15 protein-coding genes are annotated in these 15,709 nt (G+C 67.4%); 6 read left to right on the top strand and 9 right to left on the bottom strand.

Translation table 11 applies throughout. The annotated features are described in order from the left end of the window. Positions 1-134: 134 nt before the first annotated feature. Positions 135-1,226: an NAD(P)-dependent alcohol dehydrogenase gene (locus LJ760_RS03605; RefSeq protein WP_227919356.1), complete on the bottom strand. Its 1,092-nt coding sequence runs from the start codon at positions 1,224-1,226 to the stop codon at positions 135-137. A gap of 133 nt (positions 1,227-1,359) precedes the next feature. Between LJ760_RS03605 and LJ760_RS03610 the strand changes: the two genes are divergently transcribed. Further along, entirely contained in the window at positions 1,360-1,656 is a 297-nt protein-coding gene (locus LJ760_RS03610; RefSeq protein WP_227919358.1) for an EthD family reductase, read from the top strand. Between the two features lie 31 nt (positions 1,657-1,687). On the opposite strand, the gene LJ760_RS03615 is transcribed toward LJ760_RS03610, so the two are convergent. The 6 genes from LJ760_RS03615 to LJ760_RS03640 form a co-directional block, all read right to left on the bottom strand. Continuing rightward, on the bottom strand, positions 1,688-2,374 hold the full coding sequence (locus LJ760_RS03615; RefSeq protein WP_227919359.1) for a DUF6308 family protein: 687 nt from the start codon (positions 2,372-2,374) through the stop codon (positions 1,688-1,690). A 10-nt stretch (positions 2,375-2,384) separates the two neighbouring features. Then, positions 2,385-3,386, bottom strand: a complete 1,002-nt coding sequence (locus LJ760_RS03620) for a glycine betaine ABC transporter substrate-binding protein (RefSeq protein WP_227919361.1) — start codon at positions 3,384-3,386, stop codon at positions 2,385-2,387. Further along, positions 3,386-4,165, bottom strand: a complete 780-nt coding sequence (locus tag LJ760_RS03625) for an ABC transporter permease (RefSeq protein ID WP_374200022.1) — start codon at positions 4,163-4,165, stop codon at positions 3,386-3,388. The genes LJ760_RS03620 and LJ760_RS03625 overlap by 1 nt, the downstream gene beginning before the upstream one ends. Continuing rightward, complete coding sequence (locus LJ760_RS03630; protein WP_227919363.1) at positions 4,162-5,445, bottom strand: ATP-binding cassette domain-containing protein; 1,284 nt, start codon at positions 5,443-5,445, stop codon at positions 4,162-4,164. The genes LJ760_RS03625 and LJ760_RS03630 overlap by 4 nt, the downstream gene beginning before the upstream one ends. Next, entirely contained in the window at positions 5,438-6,079 is a 642-nt protein-coding gene (locus LJ760_RS03635; RefSeq protein ID WP_227919365.1) for an ABC transporter permease, read from the bottom strand. The genes LJ760_RS03630 and LJ760_RS03635 overlap by 8 nt, the downstream gene beginning before the upstream one ends. A 600-nt stretch (positions 6,080-6,679) precedes the next feature. Further along, positions 6,680-8,116, bottom strand: a complete 1,437-nt coding sequence (locus LJ760_RS03640) for an APC family permease (RefSeq protein ID WP_227919367.1) — start codon at positions 8,114-8,116, stop codon at positions 6,680-6,682. Positions 8,117-8,687: 571 nt separating this feature from the next. Between LJ760_RS03640 and LJ760_RS03645 the strand changes: the two genes are divergently transcribed. Beyond that, positions 8,688-9,224, top strand: a complete 537-nt coding sequence (locus LJ760_RS03645; protein WP_227919369.1) for a hypothetical protein — start codon at positions 8,688-8,690, stop codon at positions 9,222-9,224. A 5-nt stretch (positions 9,225-9,229) separates the two neighbouring features. Here LJ760_RS03645 and LJ760_RS03650 read toward each other — a convergent pair whose 3' ends face one another. Together LJ760_RS03650 and LJ760_RS03655 are read right to left on the bottom strand one after the other, a co-directional pair. Then, positions 9,230-9,691, bottom strand: a complete 462-nt coding sequence (locus LJ760_RS03650; protein ID WP_227919378.1) for a DoxX family protein — start codon at positions 9,689-9,691, stop codon at positions 9,230-9,232. Positions 9,692-9,776: 85 nt separating this feature from the next. Next, on the bottom strand, positions 9,777-10,952 hold the full coding sequence (locus LJ760_RS03655) for a M20 metallopeptidase family protein (RefSeq protein ID WP_227919380.1): 1,176 nt from the start codon (positions 10,950-10,952) through the stop codon (positions 9,777-9,779). 255 nt (positions 10,953-11,207) lie between these two features. On the opposite strand from LJ760_RS03655, the gene LJ760_RS03660 reads away from it, so the two are divergent. From LJ760_RS03660 to LJ760_RS03675, 4 genes are all read left to right on the top strand, one after another. Further along, positions 11,208-12,611, top strand: a complete 1,404-nt coding sequence (locus LJ760_RS03660; RefSeq protein WP_227919383.1) for a sensor histidine kinase — start codon at positions 11,208-11,210, stop codon at positions 12,609-12,611. 71 nt (positions 12,612-12,682) lie between these two features. After that, positions 12,683-13,441 carry a response regulator transcription factor gene (locus LJ760_RS03665; protein WP_227919384.1) on the top strand — a complete coding sequence of 253 codons (759 nt, stop codon included), beginning with the start codon at positions 12,683-12,685 and terminating at the stop codon, positions 13,439-13,441. Positions 13,442-13,548: 107 nt separating this feature from the next. Then, positions 13,549-14,430 carry an ABC transporter ATP-binding protein gene (locus LJ760_RS03670; protein WP_227919385.1) on the top strand — a complete coding sequence of 294 codons (882 nt, stop codon included), beginning with the start codon at positions 13,549-13,551 and terminating at the stop codon, positions 14,428-14,430. Further along, positions 14,427-15,656, top strand: coding sequence for an ABC transporter permease (locus LJ760_RS03675; protein ID WP_227919386.1), 1,230 nt, complete (start codon positions 14,427-14,429; stop codon positions 15,654-15,656). The genes LJ760_RS03670 and LJ760_RS03675 overlap by 4 nt, the downstream gene beginning before the upstream one ends. Positions 15,657-15,709: the final 53 nt, after the last annotated feature.

Consider the following 15,709-nt stretch of genomic DNA (forward strand, 5'->3'; position numbering starts at 1 on the left):
GCCCGCTATATTACCGCTCAGTAACTTAGTGTCGAGGTGCGCCGCGGAATTTTCTTTTCCCGGTCCGCTGGCGCGCGAACCGGTACCGGCCCCCGCAGTGCGGCGCCCGTCAGCGCCAGGCCCTCAGCGCCGCGTCAGCGCCAGGGCTGGACCATGGCCTTGAGCGCGCCCGGTTCCTGCCCGGCGTCGAGCGCCTCCCGCACCTGGCCGAGCCCGAACTCATGGGTGACCAGTACGTCCAGGTCCACCTTGCCCTCTGCCACCAGCGCGATCGCCGTCGGCCAGGTATTGGCGTAGAGGAAGACGCCGGTGAGCCAGATTTCGCGGTTCTGGATCACGCCGACCGGCAGTTCGACGTCCTCGGCGCCCATGCCCACCAACACTGCCCGGCCGCCCGGGGCCACCGCCCGGATGCCTGCGCGGACCGCACTGGGAGCTCCGGACGCGTCGATGAACGCATCCACCCCCAGCCCGTCCACCGGCTGCGAGGCATGCAGGGTGTGCGTGGCTCCGTGCCGGGCGGCGAAGTCCAGCCGGTCCTGCGCGATGTCACTGATGTACACGGTGCTGGCACCGAAAGCGCGGGCCACCTGGGCAATAACCACGCCGATCGGCCCGGCCCCGGCTACCAGCACCCGCTGTCCGGGCCCGATACCGGCCTTCCGGCAGGCCCAGATGCCCACCGAGAGCGGCTCCATCAGGGCGGCGGCTTCGTCCGAAACGGTGTCCGGAACGGCGTGGGCGAAATCGGACTCGATCGCCACGTATTCGGCAAAGGCGCCGTCGACCGGCGGGGTGGCGTAGAAGGCCATGTCCGGGCACAGGTTGTAGCGGCCCTGCTTGCACTGCTCGCAGCGGCGGCAGGGTTTCTGCGGCTCGATGGACACGCGCTGGCCGATCCGGACCGGGTCCACGGCGGCGCCGACGGCGGCAATCGTCCCGGACGCTTCGTGCCCCAGCACCAGCGGCTCCTCCACGACAAACTGCCCGATCCGCCCGTGCCGGAAATAGTGCACGTCGCTACCGCAGACGCCGACGGCGGCCACCCGGACCAGCACCTCGTTCGGTGCCAACTGCGGAAGCGGGCGTTCATCGACGGAGAGCTGGTTGGGTGCTTCGCTGCCGGCGTTGCCGTCCGCGGCAGACGGGACCCGCAGGACCGAGACGCGCATGCTGTCCGGAAGCTCCGGCGTCGGCGTCGCGGCTGGGCTGGTGGAAAGTGACATGGCGGTTTCCTCTTCGTTGCGGGTCCGCGGGCATGGCGGCCCGACGTACTGAGGACTCTAGTCCGGTGCGGGACTGCCTGTCCTTAACGGCGCCGCCCTGTTCCCTCGCAACCAGCCGCGTTACCTTTTCTGCATGCACACCCTCGTTGTTTTGTTCCGGCAACCGGTGGACCCGGCTGCCTTCCGGCGGCACTACCGCAACGTGCACCTGCCGCTGGTGCGCAACATTCCCGGCCTCCGCGACCTGCGGGCGTCCGAGGAGCTGAGGTCCGCGGAGGAGCGGCCGCCGTATTTTGCACTGTTTGAAGCCGATTTCGACGACGAATCGGCCATGCAGGAGTCACTGACCACCGCCGAGGGCCAGGCCGCCAACGCCGATATTCCTCGTTTCGCGACCGGCGGGCTGACCGTGTTCACCTACCGGAACTAGGCGCCGGCGTCTTCCGCGTACCCCGGAAATTTCAGTCGTCGTCGCCCGGCGCCGCCCGGAACCCGCGCTGCTTGGCGTCCATCCACAGCACCACGTCCATGGCCCGCAGCCTGGAAACCCGGACGGGCAGGGCCGCCCGGTCCTGGACCGCGTCCAGGCGCCGGACCAGTTCCCGGTCATTGGCGGTGAGCAGCGCATGCCATTGCTCCCACTGCGTGAGGGAGGTACCCGCCCCGATGCTGCGGGCCACCATCGAATCCCAGATCGGAATCAGTTTCGGCCGCTTGCGGGCCAGCAGCTTGCTGGTTTTCATGGGGCCCATCTTCCACTGCCCGCCCCGGTAGCCCCGGAACACGTCCCAGAGCAGCCACGCCGGACTGTCCTTGCCGAGGACGTGGACGTATTCGACGCCGGTAACGTCCGCCAGCTCCAGGTTCACCGGAATCAGTTCCAGCAGCTCGCCGATCTCCGGGGCCTTGGTCTCGAGCAGCCCCACCACCGCCGGTCCCTTGATTTCCTCGCCCAGCAGGGCCAGTGCAAGCAGGTCGTCAGCGGTGATCCGGTTGGCGGCCCCCGGGGAGTCTCCGCCGCCGGCCCAGGTGTCGAACCTCGCCCCGGTCCGCACATGCCCCGAGGTCAGTTTCTGCGTGTAGTAGCGGTGCAGCAGGGCGGCGGCGTCGTCGACGTGGCCGGCGTCGAGGATGGCTGGAAGGTCCACGGGGTCCACCTCACTCGGGAGCGGTAATCAGGCCCTTCTCGACCATCCAGTCGAAGGCGACGTCGGCGGGCTCCTGGCCGTAGACGTCTACGGCAAGGTTCATCTTGCGCAGTTCCTCGTCCGTTAGCAACGGGGACACCTGCGCGAAGATGTCTACCAGCTCCGGATATTCCTCCAGCGCGTCGGTGTTGAAGACCGGCGCCGCGTTGTAGGCCGGGAAGTAGGCCAGGTCATCCACGAGCACGGTCAGGCCCAGCGAATCGATCCGTCCGTCCGTGGCAAAGACCTCGCCGAAGTTGCACTCCCCGGCGTCGGTGGCCGAATACACGGCACCGGTGTCATAGATGCCGATATTGGCGTCCGGCACGCCGTTGGGCGCCCCGCGCGGTATGCCGTACTTTTCCAGCAGCGGGTTCATGCCGTCCGGACGCGAGTTGAACTCGGCCTCGAGGCAGAACGTGCGCTCCTCCACCGGCAGGTTGGCGATGTCGGAGATGCTGTCCACCCCCAGTTCCTCGCCCGCTTCGCTGCGGATGGCCATGGCGTAGGTGTTGTTCAGCGGTGCCGGATCGCCCCACGTGACGCCGTTGGCAAGGTCCGCGTCATGCACGGCCTGCCATTGTTCCTGCTTGTCGGGGATGCCTTCGCTCTGCCCGAGGTAGGCGATCCACCCGGTGCCGGTGTATTCCCACGTCATGCCTGCCTGCCCCGATAGGAGCAGCTCCCGGGCCGGCTGGCTGCCGGGCACGTTGGTCAGGTCGGTGACGTCGAAGCCGGCTACCTTGGTGGCCAGCACCGCGATCTTGCCCAGGATGAGTTGTTCGGTGAAGTTCTTGCTGGTGACGGTGAGTTTCGCGTCGTCGGGCAGGCCCTCAACCGGCTGGATCAGGCCGGGGTCCGCCTCCGGCACGTAGGAGGCGGCGGGCTGCAGTCCGCAGCCTGCAAGCAGCAGGCCGACGGCGGCGGCTCCTGCGGCAGCGAGGCGGACGCGTGCGTTTGGCTGCTTTTTCATTAGAGTCCCTTCGGCCGGGCGATGTGCTCGACCAGACGGCCGATCCAGTCGACCACCAGGGCCAGCAGCGCCACCAGCAGGGCTCCGGCCACCAGCACCGTGGTCAGGTTCAGGTTCACGCCGGTGGTGATGAGGATCCCCAGCCCGCCGCCGTTGACGAACGTGGCCAGGGTGGCAGTGCCCACCAGGAGCACCAGGGCGGTCCGGACGCCGGAGAGCATCACGGGCACCGCGAGCGGCAGTTCCAGCCGAAACAGCACCTGGGCGTTGCTCATGCCGACGCCGCGGCCGGCCTCGACGATGCGCGGGTCCACCTGCTGCAGGCCCACCATCGTGTTCCGCATAACCGGCAGCAGGGCGTAGACCACCAGCGCGCCGATGGCGGCCCGGAAGCCGAACCCGACCCAGAAGGCCAGCAGCACCAGCAGCCCGATGGCCGGCGCGGCCTGGCCGATGTTGGCCAGCGCCATGATCGGTCCGGTGACCCGGCGCATCCGTCCGCGGGTGAGCAGCACGCCCAGCGGGATGGCGACCACCAGCACGATCACGGCGGACACCCCGGTGAGCAGGAGGTGCTGGACGGTGTATTCCCACAGTGCTGCGGGGTCCAGCGTGGTGCGCTCGGTGACGCTGAGCTCGGCGGTGGTCAGCCAGAGCATCAGGAGTCCGAAGGCCACCGCGATGCCGGCCAGCTGCAGCAGCAGCGGGCGCCACGACGTCGGGCCGGCACCGCTTTCGGCTTCGGTCCGGGCCTGCGCAGCCGTCGAAACGGCGGTCATCGGGTGCCCTGGCCGGCGGCAGCACCGGCGTCGTCCTGCACCGCTGCCTGGGCGTCTGTCTCGGTGCCGCGTCGGATGGCGCCGCTGTTGAGGCCCACCGGTGCGCCGGAGGAGCCCTGCTGCGCGGCGTCGTTCGCTGCCGTGATCGCTTCCATCACGGTCTGGACGGTGATCAGGCCGAGGAACCGGTCCCGCGGCCCCGTCACCAGGGCGGCGCCGGTGCTGGAAACCAGCATGGTGTCCAGCGCGTCATTGAGGGTGGACTGGTTCCCGATCACCGGAAGCTTGGGATCGACGATGTCGGTGTGCCGGTCCAGGCGGCTGAGCTGGCGGCGGGAGAGCCACTGGATGGGCCGCTCGCGTTCGTCCAGCACCACGGCGTTCTGCTCGCCGGCGCCCTGCAGCCGGGAGAGGGTGTCACTGGCGAGGTCTCCGATGGCGGCCGTAATCGGGGACGTCAGCTCCACCTCGTTCACCCGGGTCAGGGTGAGCTGCTTCAGGCCCGCGCCGGAGCCGATGAAGTTCTCCACGAACTCGTTGGCAGGATTGGCCAGGATCCGTTCCGGGGAGTCGTACTGGACCAGCTGGGCGCCCTCGTCGAAGATGGCGATCCAGTCCCCCAGCTTCACCGCTTCGTCGAAGTCATGGGTGACGCAGACGATGGTCTTGTGCAGTTCGGACTGGATGTGCAGCAGTTCGTCCTGCAGCCGCTGGCGGGTGATCGGATCCACGGCGCCGAACGGTTCATCCATGAGCAGCACGGGCGGATCGGCGGCCAGCGCACGGGCCACCCCCACGCGCTGCTGCTGCCCGCCGGACAGCTCCTTCGGGTAGCGGTCCCGGTACAGGGCCGGATCCAGGGAGACCAGTTCGAGCAGCTCGTCCACCCGGGCCTGGATGCGGTCCTTGTCCCAGTTGAGCATCTTGGGCACGACGGCGATGTTCGCCCCCACGGTCATGTGCGGAAAGAGCCCGCCGGCCTGGATGACGTAGCCGATCCCGCGGCGCAGCTGGTCGCCGTCGATCCCGGTAACGTCTTCGCCGTCGAGGATGATCCGTCCGCTGGTGGGCTCGATGAGCCGGTTGATCATCTTCAGCGTGGTGGTCTTGCCGCAGCCCGATGGGCCAACCAGCATCACGATGCTGCCCCGCGGAATCTCCATGGTCAGGCCGCCGACAGCCGGCTTGCCCTGCCCGGGGAAGCGTTTGGTGACGTCTTCGAGCAGGATGCCGGTGGCGGTGGCTTTGGCGCCGGTGGTTGGGGAAAGAGTCTCAGACACGGATACCTCGCGGGGTTGTGAGCCGGCCGAGGCCGACCAGGAGAAGGTCAAGGATCAGGGCCAGCAGGATGACGCCGACGACGCCGACCACCACGGACTCGAGGGAGTTGGCCCCGCCCAGGCGGGACAGGCCGGTGAAGATGAAGCCGCCCAGTCCCGGGCCGAGGGCGTAGGCCGCGATGGCGGCAATACCCATCACCATCTGGGCGGACACACGCACGCCGGCCAGGATGACCGGCCAGGCCAGCGGCAGTTCGATGCGCAGCAGCGTGCGCAGCCGGCTCATACCGACACCGCGGGCGGATTCAACAACGGTCGGGGAAATTCCGGCCAGGCCCACCACCGCGTTGCGCAGGATGGGCAGGGTGGCATAAAACGCCACCACAATCACGGCCGGCACGGCACCGAACCCGAAGGGTGCGATCAGCAGGCCGATCAGGGCGAAGGACGGGAGCGTCAGGCCAACTGCGGAGACGCCGTTGGCCACTCCGCTGAGGGTCTTATTGCGGTAAACCAGGGCCGCGATAACCACGGCTATGACCGTGGCGAGGATCAGGCACTGGACAACTAGGCTGAAGTGCTGCCATCCGGCGAACAGGATCTGCTGATACCGGTCCGCCACGAATTCCCACACATCAAGACCTCTTCACTTTGGTTGCGTATGTTTCTTGTCGCCGCCCGGGGCTTGGAGTCCGGGTTTGGTGTCCGAGCTTGGTGTCCGAGCTTGGTGTCCGAGCTTGGTGTCCGAGCGAAAACTACCAAGCAACCTTACCGTTACCTGCCTCACAAAGCGCTCCGGGAAGCTCCAAACCCGTACAACATGATGTTTTTGCTGCGGGCGGAGTTAGTGCTGGCCGGCCTGGCCGTCGGCGTGGGCTCACACTCTCTGGAACCCTGGTGGCTGCGGTTGTTACACCGGGAACACCAGCCACACTGGATGGGGTTTTCTGCCGGCTTCAGTGGCTGGACGCGTTCATAGTGCAGTAGATGTCACCTCGCCTGCCCGCGGGCAGCATCTACTGCACTCTGAACGTGCGGGCGCGGGATCTGGTGAGCAGATAACGGGGTTAGCCGGATCCAGTGAGCAGACAACGGGGTTTAGCCGCGGAGATAAGCCCGTTATCTGCTCAGTAGATGGATTTCCAGGGGGAAGGTGCTGCGTCGGGGCGTGCACCGGGACGTCGCCAGCCTCGCGGCCGCCGACATCGATCCACCGCCCCTGTCCAAATCAGCCCTACCGCGCGCCGGACCGGAGCCGGGCAAGGACGTGCTCCTCGGCGTCGGGCCCTGCCTTGATGCCCGCCGGCACCCGGAAGAAGAAGACCAGGCCGACCACCCACCACGCAGCGAACAGGACCCACGGCTCAAGCCCCAACGCCGCCGGCATGCCCGGCATATAGAGGCTGAACAGGGCCAGGCCAAAGACCGCGGCGGCAATACCGATGACAATGCCGCCGTTGCCGCGCCCGCCGATCCGCAGCGGACGGTCCATGGCCGGTTCGCGGCGGCGCAGGATGAGGAATGAAATCGCCACCAGGGTGTAGGCCAGCACGATACTCGGTGCCCCGGAGTCCACCAGCCAGCCGAGCATCTCCGCGCCGCCGAACGGGGCGAGGAAACTCAGCGCCCCGATGAACAGCAGTGCGTTGTGCGGGGTGTGGTATTTCGGATGCAGGCGGCCGAACCAGGCCGGGAGCATGCCTGAACGGGCCAGAGAATACATCAGCCGGGACGCACCCATCAGCAGCGAGTTCCACGAGGTGAGGATGCCTGCGATGCCGCCGGCAATCAGGATCTTGGCCATGATGTCCGAGCCGAACATGGCTCCGACGGCGTCCGCCGTCGCAATATCCGTCTGCGCCAGGTCTCCGGCGGACATGGCCGAAGAGGTGGTCAGCACCACCATGAGGTACCAAATGGTTGCCAGCACCACGGAGACAACTACGAGCTTGCCGATCTGCTTGGCGGGGATGTTCACTTCCTCGGCGGACTGCGGAATCACGTCGAAGCCGATAAACAGGAAGGGCACCACCACCAGGACCGCGAAGAACCCGGTCATGCCGTTGTTAATCCACGGCTCCATGTTGGCCACGGACCCTCCGGTGAACGAACCGGCAATCATCACCAGCCCGATGGCCAGCAGGAAAAGCACCACGAAGGTCTGCACCACGCCCGCTTCCTTCACGCCGCGGATGTTGATCCAGGTGATGACGACGGCGGCAGCCGCACCTACCAGCGCCCAGGTCAGGTGCACGTCGAAGCCCGCCACGGTCCACAGGTGAATCTGGCTCAGGTCCGGGAAGATGTACTGCACCGTGCGGGGCAGGGCCACGGCTTCGAACGCCACAATGGTCACATAGCCGCCGATGATGGCCCAGGATCCCACGAAGGAAGTCCGCGGGCCCATGGCGCGCATGATGTAGTTGTGCTCGCCGCCGGCCTTGGGCATCGCCGCGCACAGCTCGGCGTAGGTCAGTCCGACCACCGCCATGATGACGCCGCCGGTAACCATGGCCAGCACCGAGCCGAGGGTGCCGGCATTGATCAGCCAGTCGCCGGTGAGCACCACCCAGCCGAAACCGATCATTGCGCCGAAACCTAGGGCCAGGACGTCGATCCGGCCGAGGACTTTCTTGAGCGAGGGCTCGGTTTCGTGGAGCGAGGTTCCCACCCGGCACCCCTTTCCATGTCGTGCCGCCCTAAAGGGGCAAGTGATGACGCAGTGTGGACACGGAGAGTGGCTCCGGCTGCGTTGACGGAAGAACAACGCTAATGCACTTTGTGTTTGCGGTCACATTCTTACGTCATGAGAGCTCACCTCGTGTACGGGTGATGCTGCCTGGCGTGGTTCCGGGCGGCATCAGCCGGACAGGAGCGGCGCTTTGGACCGGTCCTGCATGATTTCCCATGAACTGTGATGGCTCTGGCTGTAGTTGTCACACCAGGAACAGGAGCACCAGTGGGTGGGAAGTTCTGCGGCGTTTCATCGGCCCGGACGCGTTCAGAGTGCAGTAGATGTCGTCTGGCCGGTCCGGAGGCAGCATCTACTGCACAGTGAACGTGCGGGCGGGGGGTTATTCGGTGGCGATAAGCCCTTTATCTGCTCAGTAGATGCACTTTGAGGGGCTAAGCCTCTTCGTCTTCCCGGGCCGGGTCCAGGGCCGCGGTTGGGGCCGGTCGAGTGGCAGTCGACCCGCCGCCGTCGTCGTCACCACCGAACCCTGTCCCCTAGAGTGATCGGAATGGACTCGCCACCGCTGATCGCATACATCCTGTTCGGCGCCGGCGCGGTGGTCATCGGGCCGGCGGCGATGGTGATGGGCATCCGCGCCCACACCGGCCGGTGGACGTCCTGGCTGGGACTGAGGGTATCGACAGGCTCCACCGCCAAGCACTCCCGGGTGGGTTTTACCTGTTTCTGGGGCGGGCTGGCGTTCACCGGGACGCTGCTGGCGATGATCCTGGGCCTGCTGGGGATGCCCCTGGAAGCAGTTCAGCTCATGGCCGGTGCGTCCTGGTGCATCGGCATGCCCATCGCCATGATGCACCATTACTTCCTGCCGAAAGCCCTCCGCCCGGTGCTGCTGCCCCAGTGGTACCGCGACTGGGAAGCGGACCAGTTTGAGTTCGAAGCCCGGAACGAGGAACGACGCCGGGCGCGGCGAGCCCGCAAGCGGGACAAACGGCGGCGGGAGAAGGAGAAGGCCCGGCTGCTGCAGGCGAAGGCGGCGGCTCGGGAAGAGAAACGCCGCGCCAGGATGCAACAGGCCGCGCCCTGACCGGGTTATCCCTTCTTAGTCGCCGCCCGCAGTTCCTTCCACGCCCCGGTTGACCACAGCGCCCACAGCACCAGCGGCGGCTGGAAGAACAGCCGCACCAGCCGGGCGCGGTCCGAATCCAGGCCAAACGCGTCCGTGTGGGTGACGTACTGGGAAATGTTGCCCGGGAAGATCGCAATGAAGAACGCAGCAGCGGCCAGCCCAACCGGCACCCGGCGCTTCCGGAGCAGGATCAGGGCCGCCCCCAGGCTGATTTCGGCCACGCCGGAGAGCAGCACCACGGCATCCTCGTTCAGCGGAACCCAGTCCGGCACCTGGGCCTGGAATTCCTGCCGGGCGAAGGTCAGGTGCGAGGTCCCGGCGAAGGCCAGGAACGAACCGAGGGCAACGGCGCCGATGCGGCGGGGTTTCGACGTCGGCGGCGCGGGGCGGGCGGCAAGGGCAAGGACCTTCTTCAGGGCAGACATGCCCCCGACGCTACACCCCTGCCCCGAAGGACCGCCCGGGCAGCGGTGCGGTCAACGACGGCAGGCCAAGTCAGGTCAGGCCAGGTCAGGTCAGCCGGTTGTAGGCCAGCTGCGCCAGGGCTGCGGCTTGGTCCCCCAGCACCGAGTCGTCAAAGACCACCCGCGGTGAATGGTTCCAGGCGGCGGTGACCGGATTGACCGACGGCGGCGTCGCACCGAGGAAGAGGAAGGTGCCCGGAACCTCGTTGAGCACCAGGGAGAAGTCCTCCGATCCCATCAGCGGATCACGGGATTCCAGCACCCGGTCCTCGCCGAAGATCTCCCGCAGCCCGGTGACGGCCTCCCGGGTCCGGTCAGGATCGTTGCAGGTGACGGGGTAGCGGATGGTGAAGTCCACCTCCACGCTGCAGCCGTGCGCGGCGGCAATGCCCTCGGCGAGCGCCTTGGACTCCACGATCACCCGGTCCAGGGATTCCTCCGAGAGAGTACGGACCGAGGCGCCGAGGCTGGCGGTATCGGGAATGACGTTGATCGCTTCCCCTGCGGAAAGCTGGGTCACGGTGAGCACGATCGGGTCGAAGGCAGAGAACCGGCGCGTGGCCATGGTCTGCAGCGCCGTGGCGATTTCAGTCAGCGCCGGCACCGGATCAATGGCCGTCTGCGGCTGGGAGCTGTGCCCGCCGGAGCCCTTCACGGTGATCCGCAGTTCGTTCGCGCCGGCCATCAGCGTGCCGGGCTTGGTACGGAAGACTCCCAGCGGGCCGGGCCGGACGTGGATGCCGTAGGCAGCTACGGGACGTTCCCCGGCGGCGTCGAGCACCCCCTCGTCGAGCATCAGGCTTGCACCGTCGTGGCCCTCCTCCCCCGGCTGGAACATAAAGATCACATTGCCGGAGAGGTCCTGCTGCTGCGCGCAGAGCAGCCGGGCGGCGCCGACCAGGCCCGCGACGTGCAGGTCATGCCCGCAGGCATGCATGGATCCGTTGGTGGAGGCATAGTCCAGATCGGTCAGTTCGCTCACCGGCAGCGCGTCCATGTCCCCGCGCAGCAGGACGGTGGGACCGGGTTCGGCGCCGCGGAGCACGGCGACCACGGAGGTTGTCTTCACCCCCAGGGTGATTTCCAGGTCCAGCCCCTCGAGGGCGGCCAGGACTTTTTCCTGCGTCCGGGGCAGGTTGATTCCGGTCTCCGGATCCCGGTGCAGCTCCCGCCGCAGGGCCACCAGTTCAGGCAGGATCGCCTGTGCTTCCTGTACAAACATGCTTGAAGTCCTGTCATCTACGCTGATGGCCGGCTGCCGTTCGGACTGCCGCTACCTACGCAGTAAATCACTCCTTTCGCTCCAGCACAGGGGGCACGGCCCCAACCGCACCGGTTCCGGTCCGACGACGGCGGTGAACGGGGCTCCACTGGCCCCCGCGGAAGAGCCGCTCCTGGCGAGGGGGCCGCTCATCCCCCGGTCGTTCATCCCTGCGGCGGACCCCCTGCCGGCGGTGCAACTCCTAGACTGGGCAGCATGATCGAGACCATGGCCTTCGACACGGCCGACGCCGGCCCGGAACGGAACGCACGGACCCGGCCCGGCTGGCTCGCCCGCCTCCCCTGGCGAACCGGGGAGGACTGGGAACGCCCGGGGCCCACCCGCGCCCAGCTGCGCCACGACGTCGTCGGAACCCTGATCGTGTTGCTGGTCTCCGCGCTCGTTATGGAGGTGAGCCGCGGAATCGGTGCCCTGGCCGGGGAAACCGGGCCCATCTGGTTCCAGCATCTGGCGCTGGCTTTAATCATCCTGCCCTTGGTGGTGCGCCGCCGTTACCCGGTGGCCGTCATGCTGGCCTGCAGCGCCGTGTTCCTGGGACTGGGGCTGCTGGTGCCCATGGTCGCCACGCAGACGAGCTTCCAGGCCGCCTATTTTGCCTCGCTCTACACCGCTGTGGCCTGGGCGAAGGACCGCAGGATGCTCTGGCTCGGCACCACCGTGGTCATTGCCGTGATGGCGTTGTGGGTCATCCTTTCCTTCACCGTGTCCTCCACCTACGACGGCATGCTGGAACGGATCATGGAGGGCGATGACACCTACCGCGGTTTCCTGCCGCCGCTGGCATCCCTGGCGCTCTACAACTTCGCCATCAACGCCGCCTTCTTCGGCGGAGCCATCATGTTCGGCATGAGCGCCTGGCGCAGCGCGCATCAGCGCGAGCTGCTGGTCAAACAGTCCGCTCAGCTGGAAATCCAGGCGACGGAACTGGCCCGGCAGGCGGTGCTGGATGAGCGGCTGCGCATCGCCCGGGAACTGCACGACGTCGTCGCGCACCACATCGCGGTGATCGGGGTCCAGGCGGGCGCGGCCCGGCGGGTGCTGGAGAAAAAACCCGAGGCCACCGCGGGCGCCCTGCAGACCATTGAAGCCTCCTCCCGCGAAGCGGTGGAGCAGATGCGGTCCCTGCTGGGCGTACTGCGCGCGGGCGAGGAACCGGGGGCGGAGTCCGACGGCGGTGCGCGGCGTACCCCCGAGCCCGGCTTGGCGGACCTCCCGGCACTGGTGGCAGAGCACCTGCAGTTGGGCCTGTCCGTGTCGTATCACCGGTCCGAGCATGTGCCCGGCTCGCTGGACCGGGTCCCCGCACCGCTGGGCCTCTCGATTTACCGCACCGTCCAGGAGTCCCTCGCCAACGTCCGCCGGCACTCCACCGCAGGCTCCGCCGTCGTCGCCCTTCGCACGGGCACCACAGGGACCGGCAACAGCTGGGTGGAGGTGGAGACCGTGGACAACGGCAGGCCGCGCACGGGCAGCACCGCCGGTTCCGGATTCGGCATCCGGGGTATCCGGGAACGGGCCGACCTGCACGGCGGCAGCACCGAAATCGGACCGCGGTCCGGCGGCGGCTGGCGCGTCCGGGTCCGGTTTCCGCTCCATTGACCGTTACCGTGGTTGCCGAGGGCCGCATGCTGCGGCCGGCAGAACTCCTTCGAAAGGGTGAAGCGTAAGTAATGGAACCGATCCGGGTCCTGCTGGCTGATGACCAGGCCCTGCTGCGGGCGGGCTTTGCCATGATGCTCTCCGTGGAGGACGAAATCGAGGTGGTGGGCCAAGCCGCCAACGGCGCCGAAGCCGTGGACTTTGCCGCGGCACACCCCGTCGACATCATCCTCATGGACGTGCAGATGCCGGTCCTGGACGGGATCCGGGCCACCGAGCAGGTAGTGCGGGCCGGCACCGCGAAGGTCATCATCCTCACCACCTTTGAACGCGACGACTACCTTTTTGATGCCATCAGCGCCGGTGCCAGCGGCTTCCTGCTGAAGAACTCCGACCCGGACGATCTGGTGGCAGCGGTCCACGCCGTCGCCGGCGGCCACGCCCTGCTGGCACCGGAAATGACGGTGCGGGTCATCGAACGCTTCGCCCGGCAGCTGCACGCAGAGGCTGCCGGCGCGGCTGCCCGGCCAAACGGCCACCCAACCGCTGCCCCGGCCACCGCCGTCGGAACCCGCCCGCCGTCGGGGTCCGCCCAGCAGCAGAAACTGCTGGACTCGCTGACCTCCCGTGAGCGCGAAGTGCTCGTGAATGTTGCCGCTGGCCGGAGCAACGCCGAGATCGCTGCGGGCATGTTCGTGGCCGAGGCGACGGTCAAGACCCATGTCTCCAATCTGCTGGGCAAGATCCAGGTCCGGGACCGGGTGCAGGCTGTGGTGTTCGCCTATGAGTCCGGCCTCATCCTCCCGGGGGACAAGCCGGCCGCCGGCTGACCCGGAAAGGTTCCATCCCGCGGCCGATCCGCCGTGCTGCTCTTCTGCCTAAGCTCGAAGCAGAAGTTCATCACTAGGCCCGGCCTCTTCCGGGGAAGGAGCAGCACATGCTGCAGGTCCGCAATCTCACCCGACGCTTCGGGGACAAAACCGCCGTCGACGACGTCACGTTCGACATTCCGTCCGGCCGCATGACCGGCTTCGTGGGTGCAAACGGCGCCGGTAAAACCACCACCATGCGCATGATCATGGGAGTCCTGACCGCCACAGCCGGCGAAGTGCTGCTGGACGGGTCCCCCGTGACCGCTGCGCAGCGCGCACAGTTCGGGTACATGCCCGAAGAGCGCGGCCTCTACCCCAAGCAGCCCATCATCGACCAGCTGGTCTACCTCGGCCAGCTGCACCGGATGAGCCAGTCCTCGGCCCGCCGTGAGGCAATGGAACTGCTGGACCGTTTTAATCTGGCAGACCGGAGCAAGGACAAGCTCGAATCGCTTTCCCTGGGCAACCAGCAGCGCGTGCAGATCGCCGCCTCGCTGCTGCACCGGCCCACCGCCCTGATCCTGGACGAACCGTTCTCCGGACTGGATCCGATCGCCGTCGACTCCATGGTGGAACTGCTGCGCGAACGGACCGCCGCCGGTGTGCCGGTCCTGTTCTCCAGCCACCAGCTGGACCTGGTGGACCGGCTCTGCGACAACCTCGTGGTCCTGCAGGCCGGCCGCCTGATGGCCGCCGGCACCGGCGACGAGCTGCGCGCCACGGCACCCCGCCGCCACCGCATCACGGTCTCCCCCGACGCCGGCTGGCTGCGCGAGGAAACCGGACTCACCGTCATCGACGTCGCCGGTCCGTCCGCACTGGTGGAGTTCGACGACGACGCCCACGCCCAGCGCACCCTGGCCGCCGCCCTGTCCCGCGGCACGGTGCAGGAATTCGCCCCCATCCGTCCGTCCCTGAGCGACATCTACCGTGAGGTGACAGCATGAGCACCGCAACCCGAACCCCCGTGGCAAAGCCCGGGCAAGCTCCGGAAACCCCTGACAACACGCCCGCCTGGGCCATCGTTACCTTGCGCGAAGTCATGGTCAAGATGCGCGACCGCACCTACCTGCTCTCGACCCTGGTGACCCTGCTGCTGATCGTGGGCGGCGTCCTCTTTAACGCCTACATGTCCTCGCGCGGTTCGGACCATACGGTGGCCGTGGCAGATTCCGCCGCCGCCGAAATCATCACCGCTGCCGACGCCGCCGGACAGGAGGACGGCGGGAACACCTCCTTCGAAGCCGTCACGGCAGACTCCCCCGAGGCAGCCCTGCAGCTGGTCAACAATGAAGAGGCGGACGCGGCACTGATCCAGGGAGATGACGGCAGCTGGACCCTGACCGGAAAGGCCGAGATCGGTTCCGGGATCCGCGGGCCGGTTTCCGAGGCCCTGACAAGCTATGTCATCAGTGCCAACGCCGCAGCGGCCGGCACGACGGCGGCGGAACTGACCGCCGGCAGCGAGCTGGAAGAAGCGCTGCTGGAAGGCGACGCCGAGCAGGCCGGAATCGCCGCCGCCGTCGGCTTCGCGTTCAGCTTCCTCTTCTATATGGCCACCATCATTTTCGGTCTGGCGATCGCCACCTCCGTGCTGGAGGAGAAGCAGAACCGGGTGGTGGAAATCCTGGCTACCGCCATTCCCATCCGCCAGCTCCTTTACGGCAAGGTGATCGGCAATACCGTCCTGGCCGTGGTGCAGCTGGCACTGTACGGCGGGGCAGCCCTGCTGGCGCTGAACCTGACCGGAACAGCGGACATGGTGGGCTCCATCATTCCGGTGTCCGGCTGGTTCCTGGTCTTCTTCCTCGTCGGGTTCCTGATCCTTGCCGCCGGCTGGGCAATGCTCGGGGCCATGGCCAGCCGGTCCGAGGACCTGAACAGCAGTTCCACCCCGGTCATGGCAATCATCTTCGCCGCCCTGTTTGCCGGGATGTTTGCCAAGGGACAGCTGCTGGTCGTCGCCTCGTTCGTGCCGGTGATTTCCTCCGTGGCGATGCCCGTCCGGATGCTCGGCTCGGAGGTGCCGCTGTGGCAGACCTTCGCCTCGCTGGCCATTGCGCTGGCCGCGGCCTACGCGCTGCTGGGCTTTGGCGCCAAGATCTACCGACGGGCCGTTCTGCAGAGCGGAGGCTCGCTGACGCTGCGCAAGGCCATGAAGCTGGAGCAGTAGCCCCGGCGGGAGCATCACAGTGGCAGGCGGGGAGCATCGGCTCCCCGCCTGTT

This window comes from Arthrobacter sp. zg-Y895 (genome assembly GCF_020731025.1).
Classification (GTDB): Bacteria; Actinomycetota; Actinomycetes; order Actinomycetales; family Micrococcaceae; genus Arthrobacter_B.

Excerpts from the sequence above, each read along its gene's own strand:
- LJ760_RS03655 (WP_227919380.1), bottom strand. The coding sequence starts at position 10,952 with ATGTTTGTACAGGAAGCACAGGCGATCCTGCCTGAACTGGTGGCCCTG.
- LJ760_RS03665 (WP_227919384.1), top strand. The coding sequence starts at position 12,683 with ATGGAACCGATCCGGGTCCTGCTGGCTGATGACCAGGCCCTGCTGCGG.
- LJ760_RS03675 (WP_227919386.1), top strand. The coding sequence starts at position 14,427 with ATGAGCACCGCAACCCGAACCCCCGTGGCAAAGCCCGGGCAAGCTCCG.
- LJ760_RS03610 (WP_227919358.1), top strand. The coding sequence starts at position 1,360 with ATGCACACCCTCGTTGTTTTGTTCCGGCAACCGGTGGACCCGGCTGCC.
- LJ760_RS03620 (WP_227919361.1), bottom strand. The coding sequence starts at position 3,386 with ATGAAAAAGCAGCCAAACGCACGCGTCCGCCTCGCTGCCGCAGGAGCC.
- LJ760_RS03645 (WP_227919369.1), top strand. The coding sequence starts at position 8,688 with ATGGACTCGCCACCGCTGATCGCATACATCCTGTTCGGCGCCGGCGCG.
- LJ760_RS03660 (WP_227919383.1), top strand. The coding sequence starts at position 11,208 with ATGATCGAGACCATGGCCTTCGACACGGCCGACGCCGGCCCGGAACGG.
- LJ760_RS03650 (WP_227919378.1), bottom strand. The coding sequence starts at position 9,691 with ATGTCTGCCCTGAAGAAGGTCCTTGCCCTTGCCGCCCGCCCCGCGCCG.
- LJ760_RS03605 (WP_227919356.1), bottom strand. The coding sequence starts at position 1,226 with ATGTCACTTTCCACCAGCCCAGCCGCGACGCCGACGCCGGAGCTTCCG.
- LJ760_RS03625 (WP_374200022.1), bottom strand. The coding sequence starts at position 4,165 with ATGACCGCCGTTTCGACGGCTGCGCAGGCCCGGACCGAAGCCGAAAGC.
- LJ760_RS03670 (WP_227919385.1), top strand. The coding sequence starts at position 13,549 with ATGCTGCAGGTCCGCAATCTCACCCGACGCTTCGGGGACAAAACCGCC.